At 70.4% G+C, this 18,773-nt stretch carries 18 protein-coding genes and 1 pseudogene; 7 read left to right on the plus strand and 12 right to left on the minus strand.

Annotated elements, in window-relative coordinates; genetic code table 11:
• Positions 1-6 precede the first annotated feature (6 nt).
• Entirely contained in the window at positions 7-780 is a 774-nt protein-coding gene (locus tag ACWFNE_RS20270; RefSeq protein ID WP_452124229.1) for a helix-turn-helix domain-containing protein, read from the plus strand.
• A 240-nt stretch (positions 781-1,020) separates the two neighbouring features.
• Here ACWFNE_RS20270 and ACWFNE_RS20275 read toward each other — a convergent pair whose 3' ends face one another.
• The gene (locus ACWFNE_RS20275; RefSeq protein ID WP_452124230.1) at positions 1,021-1,386 is read right to left on the minus strand and encodes a hypothetical protein; all 366 of its coding nucleotides are present in this window, start codon (positions 1,384-1,386) and stop codon (positions 1,021-1,023) included.
• A gap of 258 nt (positions 1,387-1,644) precedes the next feature.
• Between ACWFNE_RS20275 and ACWFNE_RS20280 the strand changes: the two genes are divergently transcribed.
• The 3 genes from ACWFNE_RS20280 (at position 1,645) to ACWFNE_RS20290 (ending at position 4,663) form a co-directional block, all read left to right on the plus strand.
• Positions 1,645-2,043, plus strand: a complete 399-nt coding sequence (locus ACWFNE_RS20280; protein WP_452124231.1) for a MobC family plasmid mobilization relaxosome protein — start codon at positions 1,645-1,647, stop codon at positions 2,041-2,043.
• Positions 2,044-2,069: 26 nt separating this feature from the next.
• Positions 2,070-3,656: a relaxase/mobilization nuclease domain-containing protein gene (locus ACWFNE_RS20285; RefSeq protein ID WP_452124232.1), complete on the plus strand. Its 1,587-nt coding sequence runs from the start codon at positions 2,070-2,072 to the stop codon at positions 3,654-3,656.
• Positions 3,657-3,817: 161 nt separating this feature from the next.
• Positions 3,818-4,663: a hypothetical protein gene (locus ACWFNE_RS20290; protein WP_452124233.1), complete on the plus strand. Its 846-nt coding sequence runs from the start codon at positions 3,818-3,820 to the stop codon at positions 4,661-4,663.
• An 815-nt stretch (positions 4,664-5,478) separates the two neighbouring features.
• Here ACWFNE_RS20290 and ACWFNE_RS20295 read toward each other — a convergent pair.
• Both ACWFNE_RS20295 and ACWFNE_RS20300 read right to left on the minus strand, forming a co-directional pair.
• Positions 5,479-6,522 (minus strand): hypothetical protein, encoded by a 1,044-nt coding sequence (locus ACWFNE_RS20295; RefSeq protein WP_452124234.1) that lies wholly within the window; start codon positions 6,520-6,522, stop codon positions 5,479-5,481.
• 838 nt (positions 6,523-7,360) lie between these two features.
• The gene (locus ACWFNE_RS20300; protein WP_452124235.1) at positions 7,361-7,969 is read right to left on the minus strand and encodes a hypothetical protein; all 609 of its coding nucleotides are present in this window, start codon (positions 7,967-7,969) and stop codon (positions 7,361-7,363) included.
• Positions 7,970-8,194: 225 nt separating this feature from the next.
• On the opposite strand from ACWFNE_RS20300, the gene ACWFNE_RS20305 reads away from it, so the two are divergent.
• Positions 8,195-9,358: a hypothetical protein gene (locus ACWFNE_RS20305; protein WP_452124236.1), complete on the plus strand. Its 1,164-nt coding sequence runs from the start codon at positions 8,195-8,197 to the stop codon at positions 9,356-9,358.
• A 205-nt stretch (positions 9,359-9,563) separates the two neighbouring features.
• Positions 9,564-10,016: a hypothetical protein gene (locus ACWFNE_RS20310; protein ID WP_452124237.1), complete on the plus strand. Its 453-nt coding sequence runs from the start codon at positions 9,564-9,566 to the stop codon at positions 10,014-10,016.
• Between the two features lie 40 nt (positions 10,017-10,056).
• On the opposite strand, the gene ACWFNE_RS20315 is transcribed toward ACWFNE_RS20310, so the two are convergent.
• The 6 genes and pseudogenes from ACWFNE_RS20315 to ACWFNE_RS20340 all read right to left on the minus strand — a co-directional run bounded on the left by ACWFNE_RS20315 (position 10,057) and on the right by ACWFNE_RS20340 (position 13,885).
• Complete coding sequence (locus tag ACWFNE_RS20315; protein ID WP_452124238.1) at positions 10,057-10,377, minus strand: excalibur calcium-binding domain-containing protein; 321 nt, start codon at positions 10,375-10,377, stop codon at positions 10,057-10,059.
• A 71-nt stretch (positions 10,378-10,448) separates the two neighbouring features.
• Positions 10,449-10,694: pseudogene (locus ACWFNE_RS20320) on the minus strand (HNH endonuclease family protein); the annotation flags it as partial.
• 49 nt (positions 10,695-10,743) lie between these two features.
• Complete coding sequence (locus ACWFNE_RS20325; protein WP_452124239.1) at positions 10,744-10,998, minus strand: hypothetical protein; 255 nt, start codon at positions 10,996-10,998, stop codon at positions 10,744-10,746.
• A gap of 194 nt (positions 10,999-11,192) precedes the next feature.
• The gene (locus ACWFNE_RS20330) at positions 11,193-12,257 is read right to left on the minus strand and encodes a PDDEXK nuclease domain-containing protein (protein WP_452124240.1); all 1,065 of its coding nucleotides are present in this window, start codon (positions 12,255-12,257) and stop codon (positions 11,193-11,195) included.
• 30 nt (positions 12,258-12,287) lie between these two features.
• A complete protein-coding gene (locus ACWFNE_RS20335) occupies positions 12,288-13,316 on the minus strand; it encodes a zeta toxin family protein (protein WP_452124241.1) in 1,029 nt (342 codons plus the stop codon).
• A 77-nt stretch (positions 13,317-13,393) separates the two neighbouring features.
• Positions 13,394-13,885: a hypothetical protein gene (locus ACWFNE_RS20340; RefSeq protein WP_452124242.1), complete on the minus strand. Its 492-nt coding sequence runs from the start codon at positions 13,883-13,885 to the stop codon at positions 13,394-13,396.
• A gap of 368 nt (positions 13,886-14,253) precedes the next feature.
• Here ACWFNE_RS20340 and ACWFNE_RS20345 point away from each other — a divergent pair, with 368 nt between their 5' ends.
• On the plus strand, positions 14,254-14,976 hold the full coding sequence (locus ACWFNE_RS20345) for a hypothetical protein (protein WP_452124243.1): 723 nt from the start codon (positions 14,254-14,256) through the stop codon (positions 14,974-14,976).
• A gap of 93 nt (positions 14,977-15,069) precedes the next feature.
• Here the strand turns inward: ACWFNE_RS20345 and ACWFNE_RS20350 are convergent, their stop codons facing one another.
• From ACWFNE_RS20350 to ACWFNE_RS20360, 3 genes are read right to left on the minus strand one after another with little or no spacing between them, the layout of a single operon-like run.
• Positions 15,070-15,462, minus strand: coding sequence for a DUF4913 domain-containing protein (locus tag ACWFNE_RS20350; protein WP_452124244.1), 393 nt, complete (start codon positions 15,460-15,462; stop codon positions 15,070-15,072).
• Positions 15,459-17,240 carry a type IV secretory system conjugative DNA transfer family protein gene (locus ACWFNE_RS20355; protein ID WP_452124245.1) on the minus strand — a complete coding sequence of 594 codons (1,782 nt, stop codon included), beginning with the start codon at positions 17,238-17,240 and terminating at the stop codon, positions 15,459-15,461. The genes ACWFNE_RS20350 and ACWFNE_RS20355 overlap by 4 nt, the downstream gene beginning before the upstream one ends.
• Positions 17,237-18,727, minus strand: coding sequence for an ATP/GTP-binding protein (locus tag ACWFNE_RS20360; protein WP_452124260.1), 1,491 nt, complete (start codon positions 18,725-18,727; stop codon positions 17,237-17,239). Before ACWFNE_RS20360 ends, ACWFNE_RS20355 begins: the two co-directional genes overlap by 4 nt.
• Positions 18,728-18,773: the final 46 nt, after the last annotated feature.

The following is an 18,773-nucleotide window of genomic DNA, read 5'->3' on the forward strand; positions in this document are numbered from 1 at the left end:
GCAGGGATGTCGCAGCGTGCGATCGTGGAGCAGGTCGAGGGTCGAGATCGACGTTGTCCCGCGTTCCGCCGGCGCCAGCGCGCGCCCGGCTCCCGCTGTCCTTTTGGCGGAGATGCGACAGCGGCAGCCCTCGAGGTCGTCCCGCCGGGCGCTGATCTGCCGGTGGTGCTCGCCGCGGTCGGCGCGGTCGACGTGCTGCCCGCGGGCACCGCGGTGGGACACCTGCACGCCGGCGCTCCGGGACGGGAGGTGCGTCCCGCGGGACGGGACACCGCGGCGGGACGGGGCGCGCTCGTCGTCCCGGACACCGGACGCGTCCCGCCCATAGTCGACGACGCACGCGATGACGAGGAGGACCCTCCCGGCGGCGGGACACACGTCGACGACGCGCGCCCGTCCCAGCCGGGTGGGGCGGGCGCCGAGACCCTGCCCCGCGAGAGCGCGCCGTCGCCGAGCGGACGGGACATCTCCGAGCGGGACACCGCGGACGAGCGCGAGCTCGCCGGGACGACGGGGTCTGGCGCCCGTCCCGCGCTGGTGGGGGACGGTGCTGGGACGGGCGGGACGACGGGACGCCCCCGCACGGTGGTCCGGGTCGCGGAGCTCGCGACCCGGGAGGCTGCGATCGCGGCCCTCGCCGCGCAGGGGTTGCCCCAGCGGGCGATCGCCGAACAGGTCGGGGTGTCGAAGTCGACGGTGTCCCGCATCCTGCAGACCACGGGACAGGCGCCGGCTGCGGAGCGTCCCGCCGCTGTCGCGGCGGGGGTGGGACAGCGGTAGCGCTCGAGCGTGACCGCGAACGCCCGCGGCCCATCGGCCCGTGGGGCGTTCGCGTCTGTGGGACGCGACCGGCTACGCGTCAGAGGCCGTGCACAGCCGGCGCTTGCGCGAGGTGAGCTGACAGCGGCGTGGTGAGGGCGCCGGTTGTGTGCGGGCGGTCGGCTGGGTCCCGTCGTCCCCCTGTGCGCGGGCCGAGCCGCGGAGCGATGGAGCTCGGGCCGTGCCCAGGTGGGCGAGGGGTCAGCGGGAGGCCCAGCGCTCGAAGAACTCGGCGACGGCTCTGCGGTCGGCGGGGTCGAGATCCAGCCAGTCGCGCGCGAAGCGGCGCGCGTGCTCCTCGAGCTGGCGCGTGCGGCCGGTGTCCCCGAAGTCGGGCCGTCGGGGATCGTCGTAGAGGTCCGAGGCTTCCCCCCACAGGCAGTACGCGGCTCCACCGTGCGTGGCGTCCACGACCAGGTCCGTGTCGGTCAGGATTCCGCACGCGTCGAGGCAGAGGTCGTAGGTGCGCGCGTCCTCGCGCAGCACCCGTCGGGCGTAGTCGGTCATGACACGGCAGAGCGCTGTGTCGGGATCGGCTGCGCCGATCGACCCTCCGGCCGCCTCCATGCGGTGAGGCTACCGCTGCCTCGGCGTGCGAAGCGTGCAAAGCGTGCGAAGCGTGCGAAGCGTGCGAAGCGTGCGAAGCGTGCGAAGCGTGCGAAGCGTGCGAAGCGTGCGAAGCGTGCGAAGCGGAGCAAGCTATACACTTAGGTTCCCTAAGTGGCTTGAGTGCTCGACCTGGAGGGGTCGGCGCGGGCACACTGGTCGTGTGGTCCCCGCGGTCGCGGGGTCGCTGCGCTGGGCCGGGAAGAGCGGGGGAGTGGCATGGCTGAGGAGGCGTTGCCCGCCCGCAGGTTCGGGCGCCGGCGGCAGGCGAACGTGGCCGGGGGCCGGCCGAAGGCGTACAAGGTGACGGTCTCGGACGAGGAGAACGACCGGCTGGTCGCCCTGGCGGGTGAGGCGGGGACGACCGTCCCGCGGTTGCTGGTGGAGTCGGCTCTGGCCGATCGGTCGGCGGGGAGCGTGAGCGAGCGCCGCAACGCCGCGGCGGAGCTGTTCCGGGTCTACCGGTTGCTGGCGGCGGTGTCGAACAACGTCAACCAGATCGCGCGGGCGACGAACGCCACGGGCGAGGTGCACGAGGAGCTGGTGGCGACGCTGGCCGCGGTGCGGCGGACCGCTGAGCGGGTCGACGGCGTGATCGAGGGGTTGCGCGTCTCGTGATGCCGAACATCACCCGGGGTGGCCGGATGGGTGGGCTGATGGTCTACCTCGCCGGCGACGGGCGGGCGAACGAGCACACCGACCCGCACCTGGTCGCGGGGGACCCGGCGATCATGGCGTGGCACGACGACGCTGTCCTGGACCGGGCGTCCGCGCTGGCGATCGCCCGTCAGTTGGACGACCCCGCGCGGGTGTTCGGCACGCAGGTGCTGGTCGCGGACAAGGACGCGGACGGGAACGTGGTGGGTCACCGGGACGGGCACGTGTGGCACTGCTCGCTGTCGCTGCGCGCCGACGAGGGTCAGCTGACCGACGAGCAGTGGAGCCAGATCGCGGCGGCGTTCGTGGACCGGATGGGGTTCACGGAGTCGGGTGGGAAGGCGGCGTGCCGGTGGGTCGCGGTCCGTCACGGGCTGTCGAAGGCCGGCAACGACCACGTGCACATCGCGGTGAACCTGGTCCGGGAGGACGGGACCAAGGCGAGCGTGTGGAACGACCGCCGGCACGCTCAGCGGATCGCGGGGGAGCTGGAGAAGGAGCACGGCCTGGTCGTGCTCGAGTCCCGCGAGGCCGCCCGTGGCGCCCGGGGGGTCAAGCCGGGGGAGCAGGCCCGCCAGGAGCGCACCGGCGCCCCCGAGCCCGAGCGCGTCACCCTCGCCCGCCGCGTGCGGGCCGTGGCCACGGCGAGCGTCGATGAGGCGGAGTTCGTCCGCCGCGCCCGCCGGGAGGGGCTGTTGATCCGGCCGCGGTTCGCTGCCGGGCGTGAGGACGTGGTGGCGGGGTACTCGGTGGCGGTGCGGCCGCCGGCGGGGGAGACGGTGGTGTGGTTCGGCGGCGGTCACCTCGCCCGTGACCTGACCCTGCCGCGGCTGCGGGAGCAGTGGCCGGACACCCCGCAGGGCGCGACCGCGGCGGTCGCGGAGTGGAAGGCCGCCCGCCGCGGGCAGCGTCCCGTCGCCCCAGGGCGCGAGCACGCCGAGCCGGACCCCGAGCTGTGGCAGCAGTACGCCACCGAGATCGGTGAGCTGCGCGACCGGTTGCGGTCGGTGCCGGTGGACGACACTGCGACCTGGGCGCAGGTTGCCCGGGAGACCTCGGGGGCGTTCGCGGCCTGGTCGACGCGCGTCGAGCCCGTGCCCGGGCCGCTCGCCGCGACCTCCGATGCCCTGGCCCGGTTCGGGACCATCCGGCCGAGCCGGGTGCCGAAGGTCTCGCCGTCGGCGGCGGTGAAGGGTGCGTCCTGGATGCTGCTGGCCGCGGCCCACGGCGGGCAGTCCAAGACCGCGCAGGCGGTGATGTTCCGGCAGATGGTGAACCTGACCCGCGCCCTGTACGAGGCGCACCGGGCGATCGGGCAGGCGCAGGCCGCTGCGCAGATCGAGCGCGCGGTCCGCGGGCAGCTCGCGACCGTCGCAGCTGGGCTGCCGGCCATCGGCGCGCACGGCCACCTGGTGCGGGAGAGCGAGGTCGCGCGGGCGCGGCGGATCGCGTCCACCGGGCAGGCACCCGCCACCGCGATCGGGTCCCCGGTCCCGAACACGCTCGAGCGGGCCCGGGAGGCCGCGCACACCGCGCCGACCCTCGATGAGGGCGGTCCGGGGCACGAACGGTAGGTCAGGTCAGATCACCGCCGGCGCAGGCTGCGGTGAGTCGATGCAGGGGGAAGGGATGGGTGAGCGCGATGGCTGACAGTGATGGGGTCGAGGAGCTCCTCGACGAGAGCGCGCGGGCCGCGGTGATGGTGGCCAGTCAGGTCGCCGAGCCGCTGCTGCGGATGGTCGCCGACGAGCGGCGCCAGGCGCAGGCCCGCGCCGAGGAACGCGCCCGCGACCTCGAGCAGCGAGTGGCCGCCGAGCGTGCGGCCGCCCGCGCGGAGCTCGCCGTCGTCGCCCGGGACGAGTGGTGGGACAAGGCGACCCAGCAAGACGTCGCTCGCGCCTGGACGGTCGCGACCGCGTGGGCACCGCTCGACCAGGACGCCGCCGCGGCAGCGCAGACCATCCGCACGCAGGCCCAGGCCCGCTACGGCGTCGACCTCGCGGCCGCCGCACCGGCTGACCCCGTCGGCGCCGACACCCGGCGCGCGGACCTCCGGGACCCCTACCGGGTCCTGCCTGCACATGAGTCTGGCGTCGCTTCCCCTGCGCTGGGGCACGGGGCTCCGACGTTCGCGGTGCAGGGGAGCCTGGGGTTGGCTCGCGACCACACCGTCCGGGAGCAGGAGCGTGGGCGCGATGAGTCACGTCCCGCGACCGAGCGCGGCGCCGAGCTGTCAGTGGGCAGGGGCCCGACCCTCGAAGAGGCTGCCGGCGAAGCCGCGCGTGCGCGCACCGCCGCGCGCGCGGACGAGCTGACCGCGGTGGCGATCCTGACCGACCGCGACCCGAGCAACGATGTCCACGGCGTCGCGCTCTACGACAGCGCCGAACGGCGCAGCGAGCTCGCGGACCGGCTCGCGCACGCCGGCGTCGACGCCGAGATCGTCGATGCCCGCGTCGTTGCCGACATGGGCTTCGCGGCCGCGCCGGCGGCCGCTGTGGTTTCGCCGTCGCGCGCGAAGTCGACCACACGCCCAGTCCAGCAGGGGCGTCAGCATCGTCAGGTCGAACTTGGGCGATGACGGAGGCAGCTTGCGTCGGCGACCTAGCCGTTCACGCTCAGTGCGCAGACCTCGGCCGCGTACGCCGGCCACCCCATGTCTGCGGCCGTGTATCGGTCCTGGTACACGGTGTCGTACGAGTTTCGGCATGCAGACGTGCGGTCTGGCTGGACTCCGGTCGAAGCGCCGCCGCCATTGCCACCACTGGACACCGGGCCGGCGACTGTCAACCACACCATCCCGATCACCCCGAGCACAACCATGCCGAGGCAGCCGAACGTCCAGGCACTGCCGGCCGTTGAGCTGCTGAGCGTCACCTGTGGGCCACTGTGAAGACCAGCCGCCGGATCTCGGAGCGAGATGCTGCCGTCCACGATCCTCCGCCGGACGTCGGCGTGAGCGGCCATTGCGAGTCGCCGCAAAGTCGGCGCGTCGAGACTCTCGGGCTTCCCCAGGTCGCTCGCGCGCCCCACCTGATGGTGACGGTCATGAACTGTGACAACCGTCAGACCGCCCGAAGCCTTGACCGCATACCTCCAGCCGTCCGGCAGTACGGGCGCTCCCGCAGCGATCGCCTTGGCGTGCCAGGCACTCAGACCAGAACCAGCGGGGCTCGGAGTTGCCGAGGGGGCATCAGTCACCACGGGCACATCGACCAGAGAGTGCGGTCGCTGAGACTCCCCAGCCCAACTCACCCCGCGCCGATAATGAACCTTATGACGCTTCACGGCTGACCCCGACGGGGGGCGCTCGCCAATGAACACGGGGTCGTCCCATAGATCTTCCACTGGCGGAGGTGTCGGGCGCTGCAGATCGACGCCGTCCTAGGCGAGTCGTTATGGGCGAACGCGAGGCGGCCCGATGAAAGGACCGAGGCGGTTTAGCACATGCTGAGGCGTCAACGGCTCGTCATAATCAAAATGGATGAGCGTCACCTTTCGATCCCGACACAAGGCAACCTTCCGTGCATCTCTCTCTTGCTGTCGATCCAGTGCGTCTTTTCCTCCCCAGTGTTCCACCGGTCGAAAGTGTTGCTCGCCCTGATACTCAACCGCTAGGGAAAGTTCTGGTATCCAGATGTCTAGCTCCAGGCCGCCGAGCCACGATGGTCGCACACATCTTTCCACCCGCTCGCTGGGGACAAGTTGCTTGATCATCTCATACAGAAGCGTCTCGGAAACCTTCCATGTTCCGATCGCCGGCACCCCAAAGGAAGCGCGAACTGTGTTCTCAACCTCGTGCTGAGAAACCATGTCTTCGGTTTCGCCAACTCCGTCCGTGTCACTCGCGAGCCACTCCTGAGCGATGAACCATTCGTGGTGCTGGCGGAATCGACTCAGGGTGGACCGGTAGCGGAGGGCCGGTGTCTGACTGTTGCAGCGATGGCACAGGCTGGTGCCCCACGAGTCGTCGTCGTCTAAGACGACATCGAACGATCGGCCCTGGAGGACCGCGGGAGACACAGGTACGTCTCGCCGGGTTTGTGAGACGCCGTCGGCGTCGAAGGCCTCGTCGCCGTGTGCGACCGCATCGAAGGCTGCTCGGGCGCATGCACACAGACGAAACGGGCCTTCTTCGTGCTTGCTGTATCCGAGGAACACCCCATACCGGCGTGGGGGATAGATCACCCAGGCGTCTGGCAGCCCGGGTTCGAAAATAAGTTCACCGCGCACCCCTACCGCTGTGGTCTCTCGCACAGACCGCAGCGCTGTTACAGATGCCGCGATGGCGGCCTCGGCCGCTGACAGCCAGCTCGCCAGGGCGCGCTTGGAGCGGGTGGTCTTGCGCAGCTCTGCGAGCATCTCGTCCGGGTACATCCCGTCGAACGGAACCGCGGGAACATCGCCGAGTAGTTCCTTGGCCCTCTCGGCATCGCGCACGAGCGCATCGTGTAGCGGATCCCACACAAGTCGGAAGTCGCAGACGTTCTCCCGCCCTTCGAAGGCCGTGTAGACGTTGGCAGGGGCGCGAGTGCACAGGCTCAGGCGGTACGGGCTGGGGATGAGTCGCGTAGGCAGCGTGCCCTCGAAGGACGGGGCCGTCACTGCCACGGATCCGCCGAACCCATCGCGCGGAACGACGACTAGGCCCTCTGAGACCCATACGAGCCCGTAGGGGACATCCGGAGACCAGCGGAGATCGCGTCCGTTGGTGCGCGCGCTCTGCCCGAGGCGCGGTGCGTGCCCGAGCAGCGGCATTCGAGGCCCGTACCCCGCTGCGCGCTCCGCGTCGGTGAACGGCGGCTCCGGCGGTTCAGGCGCCGCCAGCAACCCGCCACCCTCGCGGATGAAGTCCCGAACGTGGAGGGGTACGTGTCGAAGCGTCTCGAGGAATGCCCCATCTACCGCTCGGCCCGTCATGCGGTCGAAGGCGAGAAGTAGGTCGGCAGTGATCCGGGCGCCCGGTGGCACGCCAGCGGACAGCATCCAGACGCGAAACTCCGCCTCCTCAACGGGTAGTTCCCCTGCTAGGGCACCGTTACCAGGCCGGGCAGAATCTGCATCACGTCGCACACCTCCCTATCGGCTGCGCGCGCCGGGATTCCAGCCTCCGACCGCTGTGACCAGGTCACTCTGACGCCAACGTCCCGCGCCGATAATGATCGTTATGACAGATGGCCAGGGCGTCGACAGTGCGCTTCGGCCCGGACTGACTCAGCAAGGCGGCGCCTCGGCCGATGCAGCAGGGGTGTCAAACACACCAACGGTCCCGGGCGGCCTAGACGAAGCTGACGAGCCAAAGTTGCATACCAAGGTGGCTCTCCCTCTGCGGCTTCGACGATGGAGCGGATGGCCGCGTGGCAAGGGGCACTGCGAACGGCAGCAGCGACTGCTGATCCGCAGCGCGGAGGGCGAGCGAGTGGGGTTCGTCCTCGACGAGCAGCACTTGTACCTCGATGCCGGATGGGAGCCGGCCCGGCCTCAGATCATCGGCGCCCTGCAGACGATCGGCGTCGTCGTCCAGGCCCCGCACTCGGACGTCATCGCGGCACTTGAAACCGGCCCTTGGTTCAACGCATGGCCGTCCGACGACAGAGTCGACATCTACGACGACGATCTCCCCAGCCGAAGCGGGCACGAGCGCATCGGAAGGTACTTCCGAGCCACCGTCGAGCTCGACGTCGTAGAAGAGCGTCACCGCGCGCCGGTCGAGCACTTGCTCCAGCGGATGGGCGTAACACCTCTTGGCACGCGGAGCTCCGTCTTCGCGGGTACTGAACAGCGCCGCACGCTCGCGCAAGATCGCGCCGAGGTCATCGCGTTCAAGGCTGTCGCTGACCAGGCTGAACGCCATCGACTCCTGCGACGAGCCGTTCAGCTGTTCCACAACCGTCTCGCTGTGCTGAACGGCGACGGGAGCCCGCCCTCCAGCCTCGAACGAAGACTGCCAGCTGAGGACTGGGCTGGCTGGTCGAGCTCTTGCCGATTCCCCGTGGTCCAGGCGCTCCCCACGGAGTTGCGTCTGAGGGTCTCAGGTTGGCTCCGGATAGCCCACCAGGCAATGCACTGCCAGGAAGCTCAAACTGAGCGGACGCTCGCAGACTTCGGTGGCGTGCACCAACCGGACCGCGGATGGTGGCCCGCCGCAGACGCCCGGCGCGGCGCTTCGCTGGACTCGCGGGATGTGCGGCGCATCAAAACGCCGCTCCCCTGGCCCGACGACGTGGACGCGTGGATCGACGAGCTTCTGGACAGGCACAACTCATTCTTCGCTGTAGTCGCTGGCTTCAGAGCCCGGCACCGGTACCCGCAGCTCTGGTCCGCCGCTGCGACCGCCTGGGAGAAGCGAGATAGGCCGGAGTCCTGGTTCGGAATCACCCTCGCCGATGACACCGACTCGCAGATTGCCGGATTTCTCGCTGGGGCGCTGTGGCGTCGGACCGTGCAGCGACGAACATGGCAGGACGCTGACTTGGTGGCGTGCACAATCTGCGGCGAGGACTTCACGTTGCGGCACTGCCGCTATGACTCGGTGGTTGCCTGGGGTGCCGATCGATGGTGTCCCGCGTGCGCCTCTGCACCGTACAAGAACTTCGGCTACTTCGGGGACGACGATGAGCCCGACCCAGAGGTTTGGGGTCAACTGCCCGATCTGACGGACGAGGTCGCCCTGGAGGCGATCCGCCACATGGCGTCGATCCAAGACCACCCAAGTCTGCTGATGCCGAAAACTCCGCAGCCAGAAGACATGCCGCCGGTGCTCGCCGACGCCTGGCTCCTCGCCCGCATCGCGCTCCCCCACAGGGACGAGTTGTCCTACCTGCAAGACGGACGGACCTGGACCACCTGGCTCCAGACGGCTGGCGTGATCAGTCCCATCGCCCGCCTGTCCCGAGGCACTGCTGTCACCGCGCAGGACGGGCACCCGTGCCGCTCGCTCCTGGAGCTTGTCATCGATGACTTCCTCAGCGCGAACGAGGTCCGGCACGAACTCGAGCCGGTGTATCCGTGGCACCACTCCCTCAACCCGACTGGGCGGCGGCGAGCAGACTGGCTGCTGCCCGGGCGCGTCGTAGTGGAGGCGGCGGGTATGAACAGCGAGGCCTATCTCGACCGGCTGGCTGAGAAGCAAGAACTCGCAGAACTTGCCGGCTTTCGCCTGATCACGGTGCTTCCCGGGCAGGTGGGTGACCTTCCCGCACTGCTCCGCGCCCACCTCCCAGAGGGAGCGCTCGTCGGCGCAGAGATGGAGGCGCTTCCGTCTGCGATTGCCTGACACGCTGCAGCGCCCCGGGAGGCGTGAGCCCGGTCGTGGGCCTCGGCGGCGCCCAACACCCCGACCCGACCCGACCCGTCTCGACGCCTCCGACGCACCGCCCCCTCCCCATGCACCTCCGGGCTGCGGCTGAGCCCCAACGAGTGACTCTTGTCCCTCAATCGCTAGCCGTGGGCGCCATTCGCCGACGCTAGCCTGTCTCTTTATGGTTTCCAAGTGGTCAAAGCGGAAAAACGAAGTGGCTCGACTGGTTAGGGCCGTGGCAATCTCCTCCACGCTGGTCGTTTTCGCGACCGCTTGCACCTCCCTGCCTGCAACTCCGGCCCCTGTTGCGGCAGAGACCATGCTCCCGAGCGCCAGTCCGTCGCCGCTGTACTCTGACTTCTCGTCGTGGACATCTGCGCAGAAAGCGTTCATCCAAGAATTTCGCACGGCCGCAACGAATCCTTCTTACGCCGAGGCCACGGGAATTCTGCCGAACTTCAGCGAAGAGGCCGCGGCGCAGTACCTTAGATTCGGCGACTATGCGTGCGAGCGCCTCGTTCTCGGGGACGCCTGGGAGAGTATCGCCATCGAAGCGCCTTATCTGCCGCAAGACGGCGCCTTCGAGCTCATCGGTAAGTCCAGCAGGTTTCTGTGCCCTGAGGCGGAGGGCTGATTTCGACGCTCGCCGCAAGGGTGTCAAGTAGGCGGAGTGGTCATGACTCGCAGTTCTTGCCGTCGTTGTCACCGTCGCGGTACCAGCCATACTCGGGGTTGACGCCGGCGTAGTAAGGGCCGTAGCCAGCCCCGATTGCCTCCTTGCAGCTGCCGAACCGAGGATCGGTCGCGCTGGCCGGGTCTGGCTCCGGCTCGGCGGGAGCCGGAGCCGCGGGAGCCGGAGCCGCGGGAGCGGGGGCAGCGGGAGCTGGGGCCGCAGGCGCCGGTGCAGGCGCTGCGGGCGCGGGATCTGCGGAGGGAGCTGGGGGATGGAAGCAGGCGGCAGGGTCGACCCGGCCGGCAGCGGCTCGTCGGGGCATCCGGCCAGGACCCCGGCGATCGCTGTGCGCTCGGCCTCGGTGATCCAGAGCCCGTAGGCGTACTTCACTGCAACCTGGCGGGCGACGTACTGGCACCTGTAGGCCTTGTTCGGCGGCAGCCACGTGGCGGCGTCACCGTCGCCCTTCTGGGTATTCAGAGGGCCGGACACCGCGAGCAGGTTGAGTGGGTCGTTGCCGAACCCGTGCAGCTTCGTGCCGTCCCGGCCCGTGGCGCCGGTCTGCCAGGCGTTGGACAGTGCGACGACGTGGTCGATCTGCACGTCGTCGGAGGTGGCCTGTCCACGGGTGAAAGGGATGGGCGACCCTGAGTAGGGGTCAGCGAGTGTCCCGGTGGCTACGACGCAGTTATTGGTGCCGGGCCTTGAGAGCGACGCTTGCGAGGTCGCGGCGCAGGATGTCGTTGCGGGTGTCGCACCCGTTGCGGTCCAGGTCCACCGCGCGGTATCCGAAGGCGTCCCGGTCGTAGCCGGACTTGGGTGCGCGGCCCTTGACCTCGAGCGCCGCCAGCGCAGTCAACGCGCTCTGCCCGCTGGCCACGGACAGCGCCGCCGCGAGGAGCAGGCCAACGGCCGGAACACACACCGACGGCCGCCGCAGCACCGTCCTCCACGCAGGTCCAGCGGGACGTGGGGAAGGCGACCGTGACCAGGACATCCGCCCATTCTGGCGACGTCTGGGGCGACCTCAGCGAGGTTTCACCCTCCTGCTGCCCACGCCGGCGTCCCGGCACGCATCTCCGCGCGCGGCGACGAGGGCGCCAGGAACCGTTGCGCCATATACAGCGGTGCTGCGCGCTACGCGCGGTCAGTGGTGGTTGTGGCCGTGTCGAGTGCCGCTCGGAGCTCGGCGACGTTCGGCAGAGCGGCGCGTGCCTCGGGGGGCAGGGCGTCGTAGGTGTAGTCAGCAACGGCCATTGGTGCGGCGGTGCTGGACAAGGCGTAGCGCACGACCTGCTCGTCGCGGTCGCGGCACAGCAGGATCCCGACGGTGGGTGCGTGGATCGCGTCGTCGCGGACGAGGTCGTCGACGATGGCGACGTAGGTGCCGAGCTGGCCGGTGTACTCGGGGCGGAAGCGGCCCATCTTGAGCTCGACGACGACGTAGCGCAGCTGGGTGAGGTGAAAGAGCAGCAGGTCGATGATGAATTCGTCGTCGCCGACCTCGAAGCGGACCTGGCGTCCGACGAAGGCCATGCCGTGTCCGAACGCGGTGAGCGTGGCTTGGAGCTTGTCCATCATCGACTGCTCGAGCCGGTGCTCGTTCACCGGTGCGGTCAGCCCGAGGTGATCGAACACGTAGGGGTCGCGAGTGAGCTGCTGAGCGAGGTCGGAATCTGGCGCGGGCAGGGTCGCGGTGAAGTTGGACGGCGCCGCCCCGATCCGGCGGTGCAGCCCGGACATGATCTGGTGGGTCAGGACGTTGCGGGACCACCCATGCTCGAGGGCTTGTGCGGCGTACCAGTGCCGCTCCGCGGGGTCCTCGAGGCGGTCGAGCAGGGTCGTGAGGTGGGTCCAGGGAAGTTGTGCAGCGGGCTGCTGCAGAAAGTCCGCCTCGGCCCGCCACACTTCGGCGACCGCGCGCATGTAGTGGAGGTTGCGCACGGAGAACCCGCGCTGGTCGGGGAACTCGGCGCGCAGGTCCCCGGCAAGCCGGTCGATGACCTTTGCTCCCCAGCCGGCCTGCTCCTGCCGGTCGAGGATGTCCCGTCCGATCGACCAGTACAAGCGCAGCACCTCGGTGTTCGCTGCCCGCGCCGCGCGGACCTGGGCGGTGCGGACGCGCTGCTTGAGCGTTTCGAGGAGCTCGGCGTACCCGGCGAGCTCCACGTCACCGCTGCTCGACTTCGCCGCTGTGCTCACCCCTGCATCCTGCCGGACGTAGCCAGCGGATCAGCGCTCGAGGTCAGGTGGGGCCGGTGACCGGTGCCGGGTGGAGGCGGGTGTCCCCCGGGCTGCAGCGCGCCGTGCGGCGTACGTCTCGCTGTCCATGAGTGGTCCGCCGGCGACCCGCCCACGGACGTCGCTGGGTACGGGGGCGGCTTCTACTGCGTTGACGCGATAGACGTGGAGCTCGCGAACGACGGGGTGGCGTTCGGCGACCTGGCGGGCGACGTCCTCGCACACAGACCGGTCGTCACGCCCGGCGCCGTACAGCGACCCGGAGAACGACGTCGGCACCCACCGCCCACCCATGCCGGGCTCCTCCCCCGCGGCGGTGCGCTGCTCGGCGTCGAGGTAGCCCTCGCGCCACCGGTTCGCCACGCGCTGCTGAGTCACCTCGCGGGGGGCCTCGACATCAACGACGGTGACCTCATACCCGGCCAGGGCCAGGCCGTGCAGCATCTGGTCCGCGCGGCTGGCCTTGGACAGGGTGCCGTCGATGACGATGTTCTGGCCCGCGCGCACCGCGTCGGTGAACGCGAGCCGGTTCAGCAGGGAGGACTCCTCGTGGACGAGTGCGGCGAGATCACGTGGATGAAACCTCTCGCCGCGGGCTTCGAGGTCGCGAACGGCGGGCGGCTTGAGAAACGCCTCGTAGCTGCCGTCAGTATGGGCGTGCTCGAGGAGCTCGTCCTTGAAGTCGTCGCTGTTGAGCGTGCGCCAGTTCTCGAGGTGGGCTTCAGGGCCGCGTCGAGCGCGCAGGACGTCGGTCAGGACGCTGGTCTTGCCGGCGCCGGGCGGACCGGCGAGCACGATGGCCTGCCGCTCGCGTGGGACGTGCGCCGAGCGCTCGGCGGCCCTGGCCAGGATCCGCTCGTGCAGTCGCTGCCGGACGGGGGTGGCTGCGCCGGTGGCCTGGTCGAACCAGGCGGGGTTGTGCACGGTGGCGTGCGGGCTGGCCGGGGAGAGCGGTTCGCCGTCGACGGACAGGGACGTCAGGTGGTCGCGGTGACGCTCGAGCGCCTCGGGCGTGATCACGTGGTGGTCCTATCGCGCACGCTCGGGCGTCGTCGCGCGCAGGCCAGCCTAGAGCGCCGATGCCATGACCTGGGGCGTTAGTCGCGCGGAGTGAGCCCTGTCAGCTCGCCGGCCCGCACGCGTGCGCCGTAGGCGTCGAAGATCACCTCGTAGTCCTCGTGGTCGAGATATCCCTCGCGGGTGGCGGTGCTGACGTTCTCGAAGGAGTGGTCGTCGACGACCCAGATCTCGTCGTACGGCCCGTCGGGTCGCTCTCGGGAGGTGTAGTCCCACGCCGACAGCTCCGCGCGCATCTGCTCTCGGGTGATCAGCCCGGCGGCGTACCGCTCCGCGACCTCGAGCGGAGTCGCCGAGCTGAACCCCTCACGCACGGCCGGCACGCGCTCCGCGGCCCGAGCGAGCATCTTCGCCACCGCCGGCTGCGTGACGCCCAAAGTCCGGGCGAGCTCGTTCTGGGTGATCCCCGCCTCGCTCGCCGCACGCACCGCGCGCAACTTGTCCCGCTCGGCCAGGCTCTGCCTCAACTGCTCGCGGCGCACCGCGCGTAACTGCTCCAGTGTGTCGCTCACGACCACCACCTCCTATAACTCGAAGCATACTCACTGTTCAAGCGCGTTGCTCAAGTTCAAGTGCTTGCTGGTCGATGGACGAGTGACCGCATCCATGTGCTTCGGCGCTGCGCCCGCGCACAACCCGCTCCACGCAAGGACTTCCATTGGCTCGTCGCTTCAACCCCGCTCCTGGCTGGCCCTCCGCTCCCGAGGGCTGGCTGCCGCCCGCCGGGTGGCAGCCAGACGCGTCATGGCCAGCTGCGCCGCCTGGTTGGCAGCTCGTCGTGGACGATGGCGCACCGACCGAGCCATACGGACAGGTTGCGATGTCGGCGCCCCCAGGTGCGGCTAACGCGGGCCGGTCCTGGTACAAGAAGAAGAGATACGTGCTGCCGATCGCCACCGTCCTGGCGATCGGGTTCCTCGGATCCCTGGGCGATGACGACTCCCCCGCTCCGGCGGCAACTGCCAGCGAGGCACCGACCGACGATCCGACGATCAGTGCGGAGGAGCAGGCGTTGGCGGACGCAGCTGCGCAGGCCGAGGCCGAGGCGGCCGCGGCGGCGAAGGCCGAAGCCGACGCAGCGGCCGCTGCGGCTGCGGCAGCCGAAGCGGCCGCTGCCGCAGCCGCCGCATACGGGTCTCAGCCAGCCGACCAGGTCGCCTTCATCCAGGCCGTTCAGAAGGCGCAGCAGGGGGTGGCTCAGGCAGAGAACGACCTGCAGATCGCTGCCCTGAAGGCCGAGCGCGATCAGGCGATCTGTGGGCTCCTGCCTACTAAGAGCGTCGTGAACTGGACGGGGAAGGTCACGGGCATCGACGCCAATGGCGAAGGCAAGGGCATCATCTACCTGGACGTCGCGAAGGACGTCGAGGTCGGCACCTGGAACAACTTCCTCTCGGACGCCGGCGACGAGACCTTGATCGAGGCGTCCTCCCCGGTGTTTCAATCCGTGCTGACGCTGACGGAAGGGCAGATCGTGCGCTTCTCGGGGACCTTTGCAGACGGATCCAGCGACGGGTGCATCCGTGAGGCGAGCCTCACGCTCACCGGCGGGCTGGAAACCCCCGGCTTCAAGTTCCGATTCTCGGAGATAGCTCCGGCATAGTCCGTGCGGTACCACCTGCCGCCCGCCTGCCGGAACCCGTGCCTCGTGGCGTCTCGCTATCCGTGAAGCGCTGGCTCGCACCCCCCGCGATGATCAGGCAAACAGGCCAGCCGGTGGTGGCTCGGAAGGGAGCGGGCGGTTGCGGGCCCGGTGGCCGGTGTCCGGTGTGCAGCCCTTGAACGGTCCGTCGGGACTGAGGAGGACGGTCATGTGGGGGTCGGCGTGGTCGCGCAGCCAGATCGAGGCGCCGGTGGCGGGGTCCAGGCGCAGGTGTTCCCAGGCGCGCCAGAGGGCTTCGAGGCGGTAGATGCCTTCGGCGTGGCGCCACCACTGCGGGCACCAGGTGCGCGAAGAGCGGGTGTACATGGGCAGCAGGAAGTCCGCGACGAACGTGGCGACGTCCGGGTAGAACAACCCCGGCCCGTCCCCTGTGTCGACGTCGGCGTGGTGGTCGATGTCGTCGTCCCACTCCCCCAGCGCGCTCACCGGGCCACCGTGTCCTCGAGGTGCGTGACGCGCTCGACCTCGGTCGCGGCCTCGGCCAGGGTGCGGGCGCTGGCGGGGTCGTGGGCCAGGATCGAGGCGTTGACCGCGGCGGCGTGCGGTCCGGTCATCCAGGGGGTGGTGCGTACGAGGGTGGGTCGGGAGCCGGAGGCCAGGACGATGGCGCGGCCCTTCGGGAGGGCGCCGAGGTCGGCGACGTCCAGGACCCGGTCGCGGGTGGTCTGCCGTGAGGTGGATCGGCCCTGCTTGGACGTGGAGGTGGAGGTGGTGGGGCGTTCGTACTCCCCGATGAGCTGGGACAGCTCGGAGAGGAACTCGACCTCGGTGACTCCGCCGCCGTAGACCTTGACGGTGGCGGCGGACCAGAGCTTGCGCATCCCGTCCCGGCCCCAGACCTCGACGCCTTGGGACCAGGACTGCAGGATCGTCAGCACGCAGATCCCGCGGGACCCGTAGTGGCTGTAGAGGTTGGGGAGCTCGCGCCACCGGCACACATTCGCCGCCTCATCGAGCACCGCGACCATCGGCACCGCCAGGCGCCCACCGGGCTGGGTTTTCGCGTGCTCCTCGGCGGCCTCGGCAACGGCGACGGTCAGGGCGGTGACGAGGGGGCCGGCGGAGCCGCGGCCTTCCTTGGACAGGGAGTACAGCGTCCCGGACGAGCGCACGAACTCCGCGGGGACGAACTCGCGGCGGTGCGGTCCGCCGGTGGGGGTGACCCAGGTAGCGACCTGCCGGTTGGTGAGGAACGAGGCGATCTGCTGGGCGGTGCCGTAGACCCCGCCGCGCTGCTTCTCCGGAGCATGAATGACCCCCGCGACCGCGGCGGCGGTGAGGGGGTAGTCGTGGGCGCGCAGGATCTCGACGGGCTCGTCGTTGGTCGAGTCCGTCAGCCACAGGTACACGTCGGTGATCGGCCGGTTGTCCCTCGCGGCGGCCAGGAGGAGGCCGGCGAGGAGGTCCGTGGCGGCGTTGTCGAAGTAGGCGTCGGTGCGGGCGCCCGGGTCGCGGGAGGCGGTGGCGAACAGGTCGGCCAGCATCGCGGCCTTGACCTCGTCCACCACGTACGTGAGCGGGTTCCACCACCAGGTGGCGGGTTCGTCGACGATGCCCTGGGGGTCGAACACCCACGGCTCCTCCCCCGCGGCAGCGGCGCGGGGGTCGCGGGTGGCGTCGACGACGTCGCGCTTGTTCGAGGTCACCAGGACCGCGCCTGGGGCGGCGAGGATCGTGGGGATGGCCCTCGAGGTCGTCTTGCCGGTGCGCGGGCCCCAGATGTCGACCGCGACGTCCTCCCACGACGCGAACAACGTCCGCCCACCCGCCACCGTCCGCGCGACCGGCAGCCCGGGCGACGCGGCCGGGCCGCCGAGGCGGGTGTTGGTCGCGGTGACCGTGGCCAGGGACAGGGCGTCGATGTCGCGGCCGCGGCCCATGTGCACCGCGGCCCCGTCCACCCGCGACCGCGCCCGCCGGGTGGATCGCCACACCCGGTATGCTGCGACGCCGGCCACCGCGGCAAGGAGCAACAGCCCGGCGAGCACCCAGGTCACGGACTTCGGCCAGGGCTGGTCCCCGCCGACGACGGCGAACGCGACTTCGAACGGGTCCCCGGTCACCGTGGTTCCGTCGATGCGGGCACCGACGTGCACGGCCACCCACAGCAACCCCGCCACCCCCGCCAGCGCACCGAGCGCGCCGAGCAGCAGCGCGGTCTCGGGCTCGGGGCCGCTGCCGCGGTTCTTGGACGTCGAGCTCATCGGGCGGCCGCCTGCACGCGGGGCGTGGGCCGAGTGTCCGTGTCGAGCCCGACTGGGTCGGTGCCGACGCGGGACTGGGTGTGCCAGCGCTTGTTGGTGTCGTTGATCGAGGCCTCGGCGGGGGTGAGCTCGACCTTGACCGGGATCCCGGGGCGCCCGCCGACCTTGATCAGGAACCGCCCGCGCCCGGGGGGTTCGGTCTCCCGGCCGGTGGCGGCGTCCCAGGCGGGCGGGTCCGCCCAGGAGGTGAGCAGATCCTGCTCGGCACGGGAGAACGGCACCGCGGAGTTCAGCTTCGGCATCTCCGCCGGGGGCAGCCCGCCGGTGATGACCATGCCGGAGCGTTCGACGAACCCGCGCGCCTTCATCCGATCCTCCTCCGTGGGCAGGGCGAGGAGGTCGGACATGGTGTGGGAGACCATCGCCATGCCGACCCCGCGCTGGCGGTTCAGGCGGGTGAGGGCGTCGACGCGGTCGACCATGCCCTTGCCGGCGCGCAGCGCGCGCCAGAGCTCGTCGAGGATGACGAAGTAGTGCCGGCGCGGCTCGAGGCCGGCGTCGGCGAGGGCGTTGGCGACGGTGACGGTCCCGAACCCGGCGGACCAGCACGCGAGCAGGGTGGCGGCCTGCAGGTCGGCTTCGTTGTCGTCGATCGCGGACACGTCGTAGACCACGGGCCGGTCCCGGCGCATCGGGTTGGTGGTGTGCTGGGAGAACGTCTCCCCCAACCTGCCTCCGCCGACGAGGCCGATGAGGGAGGCCTCGAGGTTCTCGGTGATGTCTCCGTAGCGGGCGTCGGATCCGCGGTCGAGGGCGACGGCGCGCAGCTCGGGGGGTGCGTCGCGGATGACCTGGAGCAGGTCGGCCAGGACCGGGACACCGGTGTGCCGGTCGTCGAGGACCTTCAGGGCCCGGTCGAGGATGGTCTCTTCGCGGTCGCCGGGTGGGTTGCCGCGCATGATCGTGATCAGGGCGGCGACCATCGTGTGCCGGCGCCCGTGCGCGTCGGCCAGGACCTGGGCGCGGGCGGTGCCGGTGAGGCGCTCAGCAGCCTGAGTGGCTTCGCCGGGGTCCAGGACGTTGAGGTACCCGCGTCCGCGCCCGAGGGTGATGACCTGCCCGCCGAGGGCCTCGATCAGGTCCACGTAGTCCGGTTTGAGGTCGCCCAGCACGAGGGGCATGACCCCGTACCCGGCCAGGCCGGTGGCCATGCGCCGCACCAGGGTCGACTTCCCCAGGCCCGGGTTGGACAGGACGAAGGCCGAGGGGTTGGAGATGAGCTGGGCGCGCTGGAACCAGGAGATCGGGTCGCAGCACACGGTCGCGCCGGTGTGGGTGTGCCGGCCGATGGGGGCGCCGATCATCGGGGTGCCGGTGCCGATCGCGTAGGGCCACAGCCCGCACACCTGCACCGTGGTGCCCCGCCACTCATCGGCGGCCTGGACCATGAACGCCTCCCCGCGCCCGCGCCCCAGCCACCCGCGCATCGACGGGCGCAGCACCCGCGGCGCCCTCTCCTCCGCAGCTGTCAGC

It is taken from the genome of Cellulomonas sp. NPDC055163, assembly GCF_053607065.1.